The sequence below is a fragment of the Comamonas sp. MYb21 genome (assembly GCF_037479395.1).
In the GTDB taxonomy this organism is placed as follows: domain Bacteria; phylum Pseudomonadota; class Gammaproteobacteria; order Burkholderiales; family Burkholderiaceae_C; genus Comamonas.
The window spans coordinates 87585-101965 of sequence record NZ_JBBGZC010000005.1; the positions used below are offsets into that span (position 1 = coordinate 87585).

Sequence of the window (14381 nt, forward strand, 5' to 3'; positions counted from 1 at the left end):
CACGTATGATGAAGCACCACTGCACAAGTTGCACCCTGTATTGCCGCTTGTGACGTATTGAACACGGAAAGCACCATGACTGAACTCACCCATTTCGACGCCCAGGGCCAGGCCCATATGGTCGATGTAGGCGCCAAGCCTAACACCCATCGCATTGCGATTGCGGAGGGCTTTATCACCATGCAGCCGGCCACCTTGGACATCATCGCCGCCGGCACCGCCAAAAAAGGAGATGTGCTGGGTATTGCACGCATTGCCGGCATCATGGCGGCGAAGAAGACCAGTGAGCTGATACCGCTGTGCCACCCGATTGCGCTGACCAAGGTGGCGGTGGATTTTGAGCTGTTACCCGAAAAGAACGCTGTACGTTGCGAAGTCAGAACAGAAACTGTTGGGCCTACTGGCGTGGAGATGGAGGCCTTGACCGCAGTTCAGGTCGCACTGCTGACTGTTTATGACATGTGCAAGGCGATAGATAAGGGGATGGTAATGAGCTCAATTCTTCTTTTGACGAAACAAGGTGGCAAAAATGAAAGCCATTTGTCAAATAAAATTAGTGATAAATAAAATTAATGATTTCACAAGATTTTTTGTTAGAAAAATCCATCTAAATTCATGAATGCAATCGGCTTTGCATTTTTATCATCCAAAAAAATTACCCAGTCCAATTTTTTCTCACTGACCAATGGCAGCCAGCGGGCACTGGCGTTAGCTCTTATGGAAAATTCTATTTCCTTGACTTTTTCTGGAAATTTCTCTATGAGAGTCTCCAGCGGCTTGGTACGCTCTAAAATAATTTTAGAATTATCATAATAATCTGTCCACTGACTAGGCTGACGACTGGCTTGCTGGCCATTTATATCCGAATATATTCTTTTCCATTTTTCGCCGTTGCTTCCAGCAGGCCTCAAAAAAACCACTTGCGGCTGACTAAAACTCCAAATACTGGTCCATCCAGGAAATATATTTTCTTCTTGTCGATCTAACTCAGCGAAAGAAAGTACACGTATCCGATCTACTTCAAAAACCATGACAACGGGGCGTGCATAACTCATAACAAACAAACCGTACCCAACCCCAAAAATTTGCAGCACAGCAATAACGGCAATATCTATTACTAACGAAAGCCTTTTTTTCTTTTTATCGAATACAAAGAACGTCAAGAAAGGACCACAAATGAAACCAACTAGCAAAAACAAGAAAAATAAGCCATTCGCATCCATCAATGAGAAAAAAGACCCACGAAACCAATAATGCTTTACCAATATTAACAAAGGTAAAATTATCGACATTGTTATACCAAAATGGATTGCCGCAGCTCTAATTTTACTCATTTAACTGAACTTCAAAAAAAAGCCCGCAGTTAGCGGGCTTTTGCTATTAATTAAAAATAATTAACGGCATTCGGAAGGTGCATATTTCGCGGGCAGTGGATCATTAGGGATTACCTTATTACCCAAAGCACGAGTTGTAGCGGTGGTGTCTGTAGTAGATGTACAAGCCCAGTCAATGGCACCAGTTGCACCAGACACCAACGCAACACCATTAACGTTAGGGGAATAGTTCACATTCTTTGCAGCAGCATCGGTTGGCAAACCGGAAGTGGCAGCAGCAGCAGTAGTTACCGTAATCACACCAGTAGCGGTATCAATGTTAATACCACCAACGTACTTACTGGTCTTTTCAGCAGCAGGGCGATTATTATATTCTGTGGCTGCCGCAGTTACGCCTGCGAGGTTGTCACTTTGGAACGCTTCGCTAATCAAGCTCTTGGGCGAACTTGCAGCAATCATGACTTCGGTCACTTTACCGCGGACGGTGTAATCTTGGTAAGCAGGCAGTGCCACAGCAGCCAAAATACCGATAATCGCCACAACGATCATCAGTTCGATCAGGGTGAAACCCTTTTGCATAGTACGCAGCATGTTGAATCCTCTCTATGTAACCAGTGATTAGGTAGCCTTGTCGAGCGACTTGGCATGGATCACTTAATGCAAGTGCTGTGCCAACTTTTGGCGTCTACGCATTTCGCGGCCTCGGCTGACAAAAATGCGGCGTTTTGTTAACTTATTGTGCAAGACGTTCATAAATGTCAGCGAGCCAAGATTTCTGCCATTTTTGTCACCCGATGAACGACTGTGCATGCTAAGAGCATGGGAAGCAGAAACAGAAACGGCACCCAAAGGTGCCGCAGCATTTGTGTAGGCCCTGTCTATGCAAGCCCAAGACCCAGAGCCCTAAGTCCAAAACTCATAAGCCATCCCCGCCAGCTCAATCCGATCCCCCTTGTGCATCGACAACCCCACGCCATTCAGCGCTTGGCCGTTCAGCACCACATCCGCAGACCCATCTACCTTAGTAGCGATATAGCCCTTACCGCGCTTGGTCAGCGCAGCGACGGCGATCCCAGGGCGGCCAACGGTGGTGACGACCTTGGACAGAATGATGTCTTCGCTGGCGCCGCTGACGGCGCGCAGGTAGGGGCTGGGGGTGTAGGGCTGCTCTTCGGCAGGGGGGAAGTCGGCGGGGACCGTGGGGCTGTCTTCGCCGTGGTCGGCATGGGCGGGCTTGGCGGTCAGGCTGCCGGCTTCGCTGGCATGCATGTAGTGGCTTTCGGGCACGAGAGAGTTCATCAAAAAGCGGATGCGGCATTTGCCGATGTCCAGCAGGTCGCCGCTTTGCAGCACCTGGCGGCGCACCTTGAGGCCGTTGACCTTGGTGCCATTGGTGCTGCCCAGGTCTTCGACGACGACGATGCCGATCTTCTTCTCATAGGTGAAGGCCACATGCTCGCCGCTGACCGCCATGTCGGTCAGCACGATGTCGTTGGTGGAACGGCGCCCCAGGGTGGCCCTGGACTCCGTCAGCATGTAGTCCTGGATCACCACTCCATCTAATGAAACTATGAGTCTTGGCATATTGATAAACCTCGTCTCGATTATATGCACATAAGCTATACAAATGACATTTTCGATACGCGGTTGACAAAGGATCACGATGTGTTGGGTGCTACCGGATTTTGGTTACGGGTTTACCCTTGACTCCTCTCGATGGCTGATGCCGATCAATGCGTTGGCTGCTGCAGGCGCTGTTTCCTCTTGACGAAGCACCATCTCTGCAGCCCTGCGCAGAAATGCAAAAAGCGCCCGAAGGCGCTTTGTGTTGGGCTGAGAGGATCAGCCGCTCAGTGTGCAGGCGCGGTATTGCGCTTTTGCAGCCACAGACCCAGGCCCACCACCAGGGCGGCGCCAGCGGCAGCTGCCAGGTAGTGCAGCGCAGGGTTGGCTGCTACAAAACCATGCAACAGCTTGTCGTTCATGATGGTCTCGCCGCCTACCCAGCCGATGAGGCCGGCGCCCAGGATCACGATGACCGGGAAGCGCTCCATCAGCTTGATCATCAAGGTGGAGCCAAAGACCACCAGCGGGATCGAGATCGCCAGGCCCAGGATCAGCAGCAGCATATTGCCGCCGGCAGCAGCCGCCACGGCAATCACGTTGTCCAGGCTCATCACCAGGTCGGCGATCAGGATGGTGCGGATGGCGGCCATCATCGTGCCGGTGCCCTTGCCCGCGCCCTCTTCTTCGTCATGGCTGGTGAGCAGCTGCAGGCCAATCCACAGCAGCAGGCAGCCGCCAACGATCTGCAAGAAGGACAGCTCCAAGAGCTTGGCGGCGACCACGGTCAGCAAGATGCGCAGCACCACGGCGGCACCGGAGCCGAACATGATGGCTTTTCTTTGTTGTTCAGGGGACAGGGAGCGCGCTGCGAGCGCGATGACAACGGCGTTGTCGCCCGAGAGAATGATGTTGATCCAGATGATCTTGACCAGCCCGATCCAGAAGTCGGGATGATTGACGTAATCCATGTTGCGCTCCGTAGTTATTAATAAAGACGCCAGACCTGAACGATCTGGCGTCTTCTTTTTATGGAGTACGCAGTTTAGCGGGGCACGCAGCCCCTGGCATGCGTAATTTTGCTTACTTCAGCAGGCCTTGCAGCAGGCGGCCCATTTCGGATGGGTTGCGGGTGATGGTGAAACCGCACTCCTCCATGATGGCCAGCTTGGCATCTGCCGTGTCGGCGCCGCCGGAGATCAGCGCGCCAGCGTGGCCCATGCGCTTGCCGGGAGGGGCAGTCACACCAGCGATGAAGCCCACCACAGGCTTCTTCATGTTGGCCTTGCACCAGAGCGCAGCTTCGGCTTCGTCTGGACCGCCGATTTCGCCGATCATGATCACAGCGTCGGTGTTCGGGTCGTCGTTGAACGCCTTCATCACGTCGATGTGCTTGAGACCATTGATGGGGTCGCCACCGATACCGACAGCCGACGACTGGCCAATGCCCAGCTCGGTCAGTTGTGCCACGGCTTCATAGGTCAGCGTGCCCGAACGGCTCACCACGCCGATGCGGCCTGGCTTGTGGATGTGACCGGGCATGATGCCGATCTTGATTTCACCGGGGGTGATCAGGCCTGGGCAGTTAGGGCCCAGCAGCAAGGTCTTCTTGCCGCCAGCCGCTTCCTTGGCCTTCATCTTGTTGCGCACTTCCAGCATGTCGCGCACGGGGATGCCTTCGGTGATGCAGATGGCCAGGTCCAGGTCGGCTTCCACCGCTTCCCAGATGGCAGCAGCAGCGCCAGCAGGCGGCACATAGATCACGGACACGGTGGCACCGGTGTCCTTGGCAGCATCCTTGACCGAACCGTAGATAGGGATGTCGAAAATCTTTTCGCCAGCCTTCTTGGGGTTCACGCCAGCGACGAAGCAGTTCTTGCCGTTCGCGTATTCCTGGCACTTTTCAGTGTGGAACTGGCCGGTCTTGCCCGTGATGCCTTGGGTAATGACTTTGGTGTCTTTATTGATATAGATAGACATGTGTGTTCTCCAGGGCTTACTTCACTGCGGCAACGATCTTGGTGGCGGCTTCGGCCATGGTGTCGGCCGAGATGATGGGCAGGCCCGATTCGGCCAGCATCTTCTTGCCCAGCTCTTCGTTGGTACCCTTCATGCGCACGACCAGTGGCACGCTCAGGTTCACCGCCTTGCAAGCGGTGATCACGCCGGTAGCGATGGTGTCGCACTTCATGATGCCGCCGAAGATGTTGACCAGAATGCCCTTGACCTTGGGGTTCTTGAGCATGATCTTGAAGGCTTCGGTGACCTTCTCGGGGGTGGCACCGCCGCCCACGTCCAGGAAGTTGGCAGGCTCGCCGCCGAACAGCTTGATGGTGTCCATCGTAGCCATGGCCAGGCCAGCGCCGTTCACCAGGCAGCCGATGTTGCCGTCCAGGCTGATGTAGGCCAGGTCGAACTTGGAAGCTTCCACTTCAGCAGGATCTTCTTCGTCCAGATCGCGCAGGGCCACCAGTTCTGGGTGACGGAACAGTGCGTTGGGGTCGAAGTTGAACTTGGAGTCCAGTGCAATCACGTTGCCCTTGGAATCACGGTTGAGCGGGTTGATTTCAACCAGCGATGCGTCCGTGTCCATGTAGCACTTGTACAGCTTTTGGCAGATATCGATGAACTGGGCCACCGAATCAGCAGGCATGCCGATGCCCTTGGCCAGCTCTTCACCATTGGCTTGCGTGAAGCCGGCAATGGGGTCGACCAGCACGGTGATGATCTTCTCGGGAGTGCTGTGCGCCACTTCCTCGATGTCCATGCCGCCTTCGCTCGAAGCGATGAAGGCCACCTTCTGCGTGCCACGGTCGGTCACGGCAGACAGGTAGTATTCCTGCTGGATGTCGGCACCGTCTTCGATGTACAGGCGGCGCACCTTCTGGCCTTCAGGGCCGGTCTGGTGGGTCACCAGCTGCATGCCGAGGATTTGCTCGGACAGCGCCTTCACGTCGTCGATGGTCTTGGCAACCTTCACGCCACCGCCCTTACCGCGGCCACCTGCGTGAATCTGGGCCTTCACCACCCACACGGGGCCGCCCAGCTTCTGTGCTGCTTCCACTGCTTCTTGCACAGTGAAGGCGGGGATACCGCGCGGAACGGGCACGCCGAACTGACGCAAGATTTCCTTGCCTTGGTATTCATGAATTTTCATGATGTCTCTCAGTAAAACAAAATGGGAAAAAACCCGGCGGCCGAGCGCGCAGAACAAAGAACTCGCAAACAAGGCAGAAGGCCTGGCAGTCCGCGAATTTACCATGCTGCACTGCGCCATGGGGGGCAGCGCCTGCAGGAGCCCCAATGCGCTTCCGGGGTTTGTCGGCCGCCGGAATGCATATAGCTATTATTTGTATAGCTAACCAGCCATGTTGGGCTGTCATCTCCGTGCAGCGGGTCTGTCAGCCAAGGCAGTCAATGCCTGTCGGAGGCCCGCGTAAAAGTTGTCGATAAATACCCGAGCGGTGCAGGATTTTTGGCACAGCCGCTCGGGGCTGACACATTTTTGCGCTAGTGCGCACTGCGCTTTGGGCCAGCACCGGGCCATCACAGGCCCAAAAACAGCATGTCCGGCGCATCGCACAAGCCCTGGTCAGACCGGACTGCAAATTTGCCATCCTCCTGCACGTATTGCGCCGCTTTGTATGACAATAAGCACTTTCCCGAACCCCAAGCGCCCGCAGCCCGCAGGCGCCAACCCGCAGCAGGAGTGATGGCAATGGCAAAAGTGTTTATCGACGGCGAAGCTGGCACCACCGGTTTGCAGATTCGCGAACGCCTGGTGGATATGCCCGGCGTGGAGTTGGTAAGCATTGCGCCCGAACTGCGCAAGGACCCGGAGGCCAAGCGCGCGCTGATCGCTGGCGTGGACCTGGTCATCCTCTGCCTGCACGACGATGCCGCCAAGGACACCACGGCCATGGTCGATGCCATCGAGCAGGAAACCGGCCGCAGCATCCGCATCATCGATGCCTCGACCGCCCACCGCGTCAATGACCAGTGGGTCTATGGCTTTCCCGAGCTGAGCGCGGGCCAGAAAAGCGCCGTGCAAGCAGCCAAGCGCGTCTCCAACCCTGGCTGCTATGCCACCGGCGCCATCGCCATCCTGCGCCCGCTGATCGATGCCGGCCTGGTCCCCGCCGATGCCGCGCTGGCACTGCCTTCGGTGTCGGGCTACTCCGGCGGCGGCCGCCAGATGATGGAAGCCTACGAGGCCGGCGGTGCCGCGCCTTATGAGGCCTATGCACTGGGCCTGACGCACAAGCACATCCCCGAAATCCTGAAGTACACCGGCCTGACCCGCCGCCCGGTGTTCATTCCTGCGGTCGGCAACTTTGCCCAGGGCATGCTGGTGCAGCTGCCGCTGCACCTCGATGAGTTGCCCGGCAAGCCGCTCTTGAGCGATCTGCATGGCGCCCTGGCCGCCCACTACGCCAAGACCAACCAGGACGAGCAATGGGTGCAGGTGCTGCCGCCCACCGACGACAACAAGCTGGCCGCCGATACGCTGGCAGGCACCAACAAGCTGGAAATCCGCGTGTTCGGCAATGAGCAGCTGCGCCAGGCCGTGGTCATCGCCCGCCTGGACAACCTGGGCAAGGGCGCCAGCGGCGCTGCGGTGCAAAACCTCAAGCTGATGCTGGACCTTTAAGCCCAGACACCGCATCACCCACCAAAGCCGCTAGCCAGCGGCTTTTTTCATGCGCTCAGGGTGTGCAACACCGTCGACATTGGCCGACACCACCCCAGGCATTCCCTGCCTACCATGGGGCCAAACTACAGCCATAACACGATGAGACACTCCCCTCCACGCCCCCTGCGCCGGCTAGGCGCTGCCTGGCCATGGGCGCTGCTGCTTTGTGCAGCCGCCCAGGCCCAAAACGCCACCCCCCAACAAGGCGAGCAGATCGCCAACAACGGGCTGCCGCCCAGCGTGGCCTCCTGCACCAGCTGCCATGGGGCCAAAGGCCAGGGCATGGCCGCCTTCCCGCCACTGGCCGGCCAGGGCGCCAGCTATCTGCGCAGCCAGTTGGATGCCTTTGCTGATGACTCGCGCGGCAACCCCATCATGGCGCCCATTGCCAAGGGTTTGACGCCGCAGCAGCGCGCCGATGTTGCCGCTTACTTTGCCAGCCTGCCATCGGGCATTGCCGCCACGCCGGGCCAGGCCGATGCCAAGAACCAGGGCGCCTGGCTGGTGGAGCGTGGCCGCATGCAAGATGGCATACCCGCCTGCAGCAACTGCCATGGGCCTGGTGGCGCTGGCGTGGGTGCGCATTTCCCCGCCATTGCCAAGCTCAGCGCCAGCTATATGCAAGAGCAGATCGATGCCTGGAAAAAAGGCAGCCGCCCGCCCGGTCCGCTGGGCCTCATGGAAGGCATTGCCAAAAAGCTCAGCAGCAATGATGTCAACGCCATCGCCCAGTACTATGCCGGCGCCTCGGGCGCCGCCAAGCCTTGAGCGGAGAACCCCATGGATTACCAGCGCCCCAACCATGTGGAAACGCCCGAGGAGCAGGCCCGCGTCCAGCACAGCGAGTGGCAGTACCTCAAGATCTTTGTGGTGGTCGTCGTCGCCATCGTACTGGTTGCCGCCATCGGCTTTGGCGTGCAGGTGAGCAAGAGCATGGGCGAGCTGGCCCATGAGCGGCCCGCCGCAGCGCCCGCCCAGACCGCGCAAAAACCAGCAGCACCCGCCACCCCCAGCCCCGCACCCGCTAGCGCCGCATCGGATGCAGCCCAACCAGCGCCAGCAGCTGCCACAGCCAGCGCAGCCAAAGCGCCAGCTGCTGCCAGCACTGCCGCCTTTGCCCCGCCCGCCGCCGATGCGATTCCCGACGGTCCGATGGGCGATGTGATCCGCCGGGGCGAGCAGATCTTTCTGCACACCAGCACACAGGCCAAGGCCTTTGTCGGCAATACGCTTAACTGCGTCAACTGCCACCTGGATGCAGGGCGCGCCGCCCACTCCGCGCCGCTCTGGGGCGCCTACACGCAATACCCCGCCTACCGCAGCAAGACCAAGAGCGTGGATACCTTCTCAGAACGCCTGCGCGGCTGCTTCATGTACAGCATGAACGGCAAGGCCCCGCCCCATGGCGATGAGGTGCTGGTAGCACTGGAGGCCTATGCCTACTGGATGGCCAAGGGCGCGCCGGTGGGTGAGAAGCTGCCCGGCGCCAGCTACCCCAAGGTGGCCAAACCTGCGCAGGTGCCCGACTATGCGCGCGGCCAGAAGGTGTTCAACGCCCAGTGCGCGCTGTGCCACGGCGATGATGGCCAGGGCCAGCGCAGCGGCGATGTGCAGGTCTTCCCTCCCCTCTGGGGCAAGCAGTCCTACAACTGGGGCGCCGGCATGCATGAGGTGGACAAGGCCACCGGCTTTATCAAGGCCAATATGCCGCTGGGCAAGGGCAATACGCTCAGCGACCAGGATGCCTGGGATGTGGCAACTTACATCAACAGCCACGAGCGCCCGCAGGATCCCCGCTTTACCGGCAATATTGCAGACACGCGCAAGCGCTTCCACGACAGCGAGTTCTCGCTCTACGGCCAGACCGTCAACGGCCAGCAACTGGGCCGGGGCGCCCCATAAAAAAACTGCCAGCGCCGCCCCTGTAGAGGGCATGCGTTGGCAGCTTTTGCTATTTATCCAATCAGATGCCGGGCACTATCCCGTCGGGCACCTGCCGGTGATCAGCGCTCCACCGTGCGGTTCCAGCGCTTGTTCCACTCGGGGCGGTCGGCGTTGACCACATCCCAATCCACAGCCACGGCATTCTTCAGGATGGCGTTCATCTTGTTCTGCTCTTCGGCTGGCTTGCCTTGCAGCTTGGTCTTGGGGTTCACGGGGTTGTAGCTGCCGTTTTCCATCGCCAGCGCCTGGGCTTCCGGGCTCACCAGGTACTCCACCAGCTTTTGCGCCAGCTCGGACTCGGGGTTGTTGTTGAGCACGCACATGGCGGTCATCAGCACAACAGCGCCTTCCTTGGGCGCCACATATTCCATCGGGATGCCCTTGGACTTCATCAGCTCGGCCTGCGTCAGGGTGTAGGGGAAGATGGCGGCATCACCGGCCTGCATCATCTCCACCACCTTGGACGAGTTGGGGATGTACTCCACCACGTTCGGGCCAATGGTCGTCGGCCAGGCCTTGAAGGCCGGGTCCACGTTCTTTTCGTTGCCGCCCTTGATGCGGTTGAACATCAAGAAGGCATGCAGGCCAAAGGACGAGGCCGGCATAGACTGCACCACCACCTTGCCCTTGAGCTTGGGGTCGGCCAGGTCGTTCCAGGAGGTGGGCGCGGCCCAGCCCTTTTCGGCAAACATCTTGGTGTTGTAGGCCAGGCCGGTCAGGCCCATCGACAGGCCGATCGCACTGTCCTTGATCTTGGCGATGTCCGGGATCTCGCTGTAGCCGGCAGCGGGCTTGAGCTTTTCGCACAGGCCCATGCTGATGGCGCGGTACATCACGCCGTCATCCAGGGTCATGACCTGCATCTGGGCCTTGTCCTTGGAGGCCTGGGCCTTGGCCAGGATATCGGTCGAGGTGCCCGGCACCACGACGACCTTGACATTGTTGGCCTTCTCGAACGCGGGGAACACGAACTGCGAGTAGGTGCGCTCCATGTTGCCGCCATTCATGCCGATGTAGATGGTTTTGGTCTGTGCCTGCACCGCGCTGGCCGCAGCCACCACAGAGGCCATCAGGGCGATGGCGCGCACAGGAGTTTTGAGGGTCGTCGTCCAAGAAGACATGTGGGTTCCTTTCAGGTTGAACATGCGGGGTCGGTAAATCGGTCTATACGGAAAGCATCAATCGGCGTGCTGCTGCGGCCCTGGGCAATCAGCTCGGCCATCACATCGCCCACGCCCGGCCCGAGCTGGAAGCCCCCGCCGGCAAAACCAAAGGCATGGTAGAGGCCAGCCTGGCGGCTGCTGGCGCTGATGATGGGCTCGTGGTCAGGCAAGGCGCCTTCGTTGCCGCTCCAGGTGCGGATCAGCTGGGCATTCTTCAACTGGGGCAGCAGCTCCACCAGCTGCGGCAATTGCGCCCAGACGGTGGTGTGGCGGTTGCGCGCACGGGTGTCGTCCAGCACCAGGCCGGGCCCGCCACCAAACACCACATTGCCCCGGCGCACCTGGCGGCAGTAGATGCTGCCGCCCTCCACGCCCAGGCTCCAATGCAAAAAGTAGGGTAAGGGCTCGGTCACGCCCATGGCCGGCGGCCGGATGCGCATCGGCACCGGCTCGCCGCACTGCTCGGCAAACTGGCCGGCCCAGGCGCCTGCGGCGTTGACCACCACATTCGCGCGGATCTCCATCTCGGGCGTGCGCACCACAAAGCGCTGGCCATTGTGCGCCACGTCCAGCACGGGGCTGTGCTCGAACACCTGTGCACCCGCCCGCGCGGCCGCCGTGGCAAAGGCCGGCGACAGCAGGCGCGGGTTGGCCTGGCCATCATCCGGGCAGAAGGAGCCGCCCACGACCTTGGCGCCGCCGACCGGAAAGCGCTTGTGCAGCTCTGCGCCATCGAGCAGCTGCAGGTCCAGCCCGCAGTCGCGCGTCTTCTCGGCATAGCGCACTAAAGATTCCATATCCGCCTGCGAGCGGGCAATCTTGAAGTGGCCCGAGCGCTCGTACTCGGCCTCGGTGCCGATCAGCGCGGTCAGGCGCCCCCAGTGCTGGTGGGCGCGCTGTGACAGCGGTAGCATCGCCAGCGACCGCCCCTGGCGGCGCACACCGCCAAAGTTGACGCCGCTGGAGCGCGAGCCGCAGAGATCGCGCTCGACCACCACCACCTGGATGCCGCGTTTGCGCAGGAACAGCGCTGTGCTAGCGCCCATGATGCCGCCACCAATCACCACCACCTCGGTGGCCAGTTGCTTAACCATGGTTGGCCTCCTGGTCCGTGCTGACCACGGTCATGTCCAGCGGCAGGGGCTTGATCGGCGCCTGGCCCCGGATGCGGCCTATCTGCGCCACCGGCACCTTCAAGGTATCGGCCAGGATCTCGGTCGCAGCCACACCGCACATGCGGCCCTGGCAGCGGCCCATGCCCACCCGGCACAGCGCCTTGATGCGGTTGATATCGCCCTGCGGCTGGGTGGCAGCGGTAGCGCGCAGCTCCCCGGCCGTGATGTTTTCGCAGCGGCAGACCACCAGTTCGTCCGGCGCACGTGCCGCCCAGTCGTCGGGAAAGGGAAACGCCACCTCCAGCGCCTGGCGGAACTGCTGCGTCTTGTCCAGCTGCTGGCGCAGCCTGGCCTGGCGCGCTGCATCGGTTGCAATGCCCCGGTCCTGCAGCAAAGCCAGCGCCGCCAGCTCGCCCGACATCTCGGCCGCGTCAGCCCCCATGATGCCGGCGCCGTCGCCCGCCAGATAGACGCCGGGCACGCTGCTGCGCCGGTCGGCATCGATCTGCGGCACATAGCAGCGGTGCAGCGGGGCAAAGGCGAACGCGCAGCCCAGCAGGTCGGCCAGCTGCGTCTCGGGCCGCAGCGCATAGCCCAGGCCGATGGCGCTGCAGGCAGTGCGTTGCTCGGCGCCCTGCGCATCCTTCCACACAATAGCCTGCACGCGGTCTGCGCCTTCGGCGCGCAGCAGCTGCACGCCGTGGTGTACCGGCACATCGTGGAACATCAGCCAGCTCAAAAAGTACAGGCCCTTGGCGGTGACCGTTGGCTGGGCCAGCATGGCGGGCGCCGCCTTGTAGCGCTGCACGGCGGGAGCCGTATCCAGCACCGCCAGCACCCGGCCACCGGCCTTGGCGTACTGGTAGGCCACCAGGTAGAGCAAGGGGCCGGTGCCGGCAAACACCACCGCATCGCCAATCGCACAGCCCTGGTACTTCAAGGCCACCTGGGCGCCGCCCAAGGTGTAGACACCGGGCAGGGTCCAGCCTGGCAAAGGCAGCACCCGGTCGGTGGCACCGGTGGCGACGATCAGATCACGCCAGCGCAGGCTGTCTGCCGTGCGCTGGGCGGTGTGCAGCAGGTCCAGGCTGTGGCCCTGGGCGTTCCAGACCAGGGTCTCGGGCCGGTAGTCCAGCTGCGGGCGCAGGCGGTCAAAGGTCTGGTGCAGGTCGCTGGCGCGGCCGGCCTCAAAGCCATACAGGTCCTTGGGCGTGCGGCGAAAGCCATCGGGCTGGCGGCGGTAGATCTGGCCTCCGGCCTGGGGCGCCTCGTCGATGACGACCGGGCGCAGGCCATGGGCCAGCAGGGTTTGTGCGGCCCGGATGCCGGCAGGCCCGGCACCCACGATGACGGGCGGGCCGTCGGCGGGCCGAGGGTCGTCCAGGTAGAAATCGCTGCCGATCATGGTTGCACCTGGGTCGCATTGGTGGCGGTAGCCTGGGCCACGGCCTCTGCCGTGGTGCAGATCTGCATGCCCGGCTGCAGCAGGGTCGAGCAGGCGCGCAGCTTGCGGCCGGCCTGCTCGCCGCCCAGCGTGACCCAGCAGTCCTGGCAGGCGCCCATCATGCAAAAGCCGGCGCGCGGGCTATGGGCAAACTCATGGCTGCGCAGCTGGGCCGACTGGGTCAGCACGGCAGTCAGCACCGTGTCGCCCTGCAGCGCCTGGGCCGGCTGGCCGTTGAGCACAAACTGCAGCGGCGGGCGCCCCTGCTCCTTGAGGCGCTGGAGCTGGCCGGCCGGCAAAAGGGGAGTAGCGTGTGCCATCAGTGCTTGCCGATCAGGATGCGGTCCAGGCCATAGACCTTGTCGAGCAAGAGCATCAGCCCCAGCGTGATGAACACGATCAGCGCCGAAACGGCCGCCATCATCGGGTCCAGCGACTCGGTGGCATACATGTACATGCGCACTGGCAAGGTCACCGTGCTGGGCGAGACCACAAAGATCGACATGGTCAGCTCGTCAAAGCTGTTGATAAAGGCCAGCAGCCAGCCGCCGGTGATGCCGGGCAGGATCATCGGCAAGGTGATGCGCTTGAACACCTTGGCATTGCTCGCGCCCAGCGAGTAGGCGGCCTGCTCGGCGCTGCGGTCAAAGCCGATCAGCGCGGCCATCACCAGGCGCATGGTGTAGGGCATCACCACCAGCGCATGGGCAAAGATCAGCCAGCCAAAGCTGCCCTGGCCGCCCACCAGCGAGAACATGCGCAGCATCGCCACGCCCAGCACCAGGTGGGGAATGATCAGCGGCGACAGGAACAGCGCCTGCAGCGCGCCACGGCCGGGGATCTCATAGCGCACCAGCGCAATGGCGGCGGGCACGGCCAGCGCGGTCGAGATGGAGGCGGCCGCCACCGCCAGGCCCAGGCTGTTCCAGAACGACTGGACAAAATCGGCATGGTGCAGCACCTGCTCAAACCAGCGCAGCGAGAAGCTGGTGGTCGGCAGGGTCAAGGTCTCGGCCGGGGTGAAGGCCACCAGGCAGACGATCACCAGCGGCGCCAGCATGAAGATGATGACCAGCGCGTTGAAGATCAGGGCAATGGGTCCGTTTTTTTGCATGTCAGTTACCT

Annotated in this window: 15 protein-coding genes; 4 read left to right on the forward strand and 11 right to left on the reverse strand. The window is 60.9% G+C overall.

From position 1 onward, the window contains the following. The first annotated feature begins 75 nt into the window (after positions 1 to 75). Positions 76 to 567 (forward strand): cyclic pyranopterin monophosphate synthase MoaC, encoded by a 492-nt coding sequence (moaC, locus tag WH367_RS08675; protein ID WP_339535515.1) that lies wholly within the window; start codon positions 76 to 78, stop codon positions 565 to 567. A 26-nt stretch (positions 568 to 593) separates the two neighbouring features. Here moaC and WH367_RS08680 read toward each other — a convergent pair whose 3' ends face one another. From WH367_RS08680 to sucC, 6 genes are all read right to left on the reverse strand, one after another. Continuing rightward, positions 594 to 1334 (reverse strand): hypothetical protein, encoded by a 741-nt coding sequence (locus WH367_RS08680; protein WP_339535517.1) that lies wholly within the window; start codon positions 1332 to 1334, stop codon positions 594 to 596. A gap of 60 nt (positions 1335 to 1394) precedes the next feature. Continuing rightward, positions 1395 to 1925 carry a pilin gene (locus WH367_RS08685; RefSeq protein WP_339535519.1) on the reverse strand — a complete coding sequence of 177 codons (531 nt, stop codon included), beginning with the start codon at positions 1923 to 1925 and terminating at the stop codon, positions 1395 to 1397. A gap of 312 nt (positions 1926 to 2237) precedes the next feature. After that, a complete protein-coding gene (locus WH367_RS08690) occupies positions 2238 to 2885 on the reverse strand; it encodes an FHA domain-containing protein (protein ID WP_339535521.1) in 648 nt (215 codons plus the stop codon). A gap of 299 nt (positions 2886 to 3184) precedes the next feature. Beyond that, positions 3185 to 3868 carry a TerC family protein gene (locus WH367_RS08695; RefSeq protein ID WP_339535523.1) on the reverse strand — a complete coding sequence of 228 codons (684 nt, stop codon included), beginning with the start codon at positions 3866 to 3868 and terminating at the stop codon, positions 3185 to 3187. 112 nt (positions 3869 to 3980) lie between these two features. Then, a complete protein-coding gene (sucD, locus tag WH367_RS08700) occupies positions 3981 to 4877 on the reverse strand; it encodes a succinate--CoA ligase subunit alpha (protein WP_021026616.1) in 897 nt (298 codons plus the stop codon). A gap of 16 nt (positions 4878 to 4893) precedes the next feature. Next, on the reverse strand, positions 4894 to 6054 hold the full coding sequence (gene sucC, locus WH367_RS08705) for an ADP-forming succinate--CoA ligase subunit beta (protein WP_021026617.1): 1161 nt from the start codon (positions 6052 to 6054) through the stop codon (positions 4894 to 4896). A 561-nt stretch (positions 6055 to 6615) separates the two neighbouring features. Here sucC and argC point away from each other — a divergent pair. The 3 genes from argC to WH367_RS08720 all read left to right on the forward strand — a co-directional run bounded on the left by argC (position 6616) and on the right by WH367_RS08720 (position 9492). Next, positions 6616 to 7548 carry an N-acetyl-gamma-glutamyl-phosphate reductase gene (argC, locus tag WH367_RS08710; RefSeq protein WP_339535525.1) on the forward strand — a complete coding sequence of 311 codons (933 nt, stop codon included), beginning with the start codon at positions 6616 to 6618 and terminating at the stop codon, positions 7546 to 7548. Positions 7549 to 7689: 141 nt separating this feature from the next. Next, the gene (locus WH367_RS08715; RefSeq protein WP_339535527.1) at positions 7690 to 8358 is read left to right on the forward strand and encodes a c-type cytochrome; all 669 of its coding nucleotides are present in this window, start codon (positions 7690 to 7692) and stop codon (positions 8356 to 8358) included. Positions 8359 to 8523: 165 nt separating this feature from the next. Next, the gene (locus tag WH367_RS08720; protein WP_445228095.1) at positions 8524 to 9492 is read left to right on the forward strand and encodes a c-type cytochrome; all 969 of its coding nucleotides are present in this window, start codon (positions 8524 to 8526) and stop codon (positions 9490 to 9492) included. 101 nt (positions 9493 to 9593) lie between these two features. Here the strand turns inward: WH367_RS08720 and WH367_RS08725 are convergent, their stop codons facing one another. The 5 genes from WH367_RS08725 to WH367_RS08745 are packed head-to-tail and all read right to left on the reverse strand — an operon-like array spanning position 9594 to position 14370. Next, positions 9594 to 10655, reverse strand: coding sequence for an ABC transporter substrate-binding protein (locus tag WH367_RS08725; protein ID WP_260718681.1), 1062 nt, complete (start codon positions 10653 to 10655; stop codon positions 9594 to 9596). Positions 10656 to 10666: 11 nt separating this feature from the next. After that, positions 10667 to 11791 carry an NAD(P)/FAD-dependent oxidoreductase gene (locus tag WH367_RS08730; protein ID WP_021026621.1) on the reverse strand — a complete coding sequence of 375 codons (1125 nt, stop codon included), beginning with the start codon at positions 11789 to 11791 and terminating at the stop codon, positions 10667 to 10669. Continuing rightward, positions 11784 to 13217, reverse strand: a complete 1434-nt coding sequence (locus WH367_RS08735; RefSeq protein WP_339535532.1) for an FAD/NAD(P)-dependent oxidoreductase — start codon at positions 13215 to 13217, stop codon at positions 11784 to 11786. The genes WH367_RS08730 and WH367_RS08735 overlap by 8 nt, the downstream gene beginning before the upstream one ends. Next, a complete protein-coding gene (locus tag WH367_RS08740; RefSeq protein WP_339535533.1) occupies positions 13214 to 13576 on the reverse strand; it encodes a (2Fe-2S)-binding protein in 363 nt (120 codons plus the stop codon). The genes WH367_RS08735 and WH367_RS08740 overlap by 4 nt, the downstream gene beginning before the upstream one ends. Then, a complete protein-coding gene (locus WH367_RS08745) occupies positions 13576 to 14370 on the reverse strand; it encodes an ABC transporter permease (RefSeq protein WP_021026624.1) in 795 nt (264 codons plus the stop codon). The genes WH367_RS08740 and WH367_RS08745 overlap by 1 nt, the downstream gene beginning before the upstream one ends. Positions 14371 to 14381: the final 11 nt, after the last annotated feature.

Coding starts and splice junctions, on each gene's coding strand:
- WH367_RS08720 (WP_445228095.1), top strand. CDS start 8,524: ATGGGCGAGCTGGCCCATGAGCGGCCCGCCGCAGCGCCCGCCCAGACC.
- WH367_RS08715 (WP_339535527.1), top strand. CDS start 7,690: ATGAGACACTCCCCTCCACGCCCCCTGCGCCGGCTAGGCGCTGCCTGG.
- WH367_RS08725 (WP_260718681.1), bottom strand. CDS start 10,655: ATGTCTTCTTGGACGACGACCCTCAAAACTCCTGTGCGCGCCATCGCC.
- WH367_RS08740 (WP_339535533.1), bottom strand. CDS start 13,576: ATGGCACACGCTACTCCCCTTTTGCCGGCCGGCCAGCTCCAGCGCCTC.
- WH367_RS08730 (WP_021026621.1), bottom strand. CDS start 11,791: ATGGTTAAGCAACTGGCCACCGAGGTGGTGGTGATTGGTGGCGGCATC.
- WH367_RS08745 (WP_021026624.1), bottom strand. CDS start 14,370: ATGCAAAAAAACGGACCCATTGCCCTGATCTTCAACGCGCTGGTCATC.
- WH367_RS08695 (WP_339535523.1), bottom strand. CDS start 3,868: ATGGATTACGTCAATCATCCCGACTTCTGGATCGGGCTGGTCAAGATC.
- moaC (WP_339535515.1), top strand. CDS start 76: ATGACTGAACTCACCCATTTCGACGCCCAGGGCCAGGCCCATATGGTC.
- argC (WP_339535525.1), top strand. CDS start 6,616: ATGGCAAAAGTGTTTATCGACGGCGAAGCTGGCACCACCGGTTTGCAG.
- WH367_RS08735 (WP_339535532.1), bottom strand. CDS start 13,217: ATGATCGGCAGCGATTTCTACCTGGACGACCCTCGGCCCGCCGACGGC.
- WH367_RS08685 (WP_339535519.1), bottom strand. CDS start 1,925: ATGCTGCGTACTATGCAAAAGGGTTTCACCCTGATCGAACTGATGATC.
- sucC (WP_021026617.1), bottom strand. CDS start 6,054: ATGAAAATTCATGAATACCAAGGCAAGGAAATCTTGCGTCAGTTCGGC.
- sucD (WP_021026616.1), bottom strand. CDS start 4,877: ATGTCTATCTATATCAATAAAGACACCAAAGTCATTACCCAAGGCATC.
- WH367_RS08680 (WP_339535517.1), bottom strand. CDS start 1,334: ATGAGTAAAATTAGAGCTGCGGCAATCCATTTTGGTATAACAATGTCG.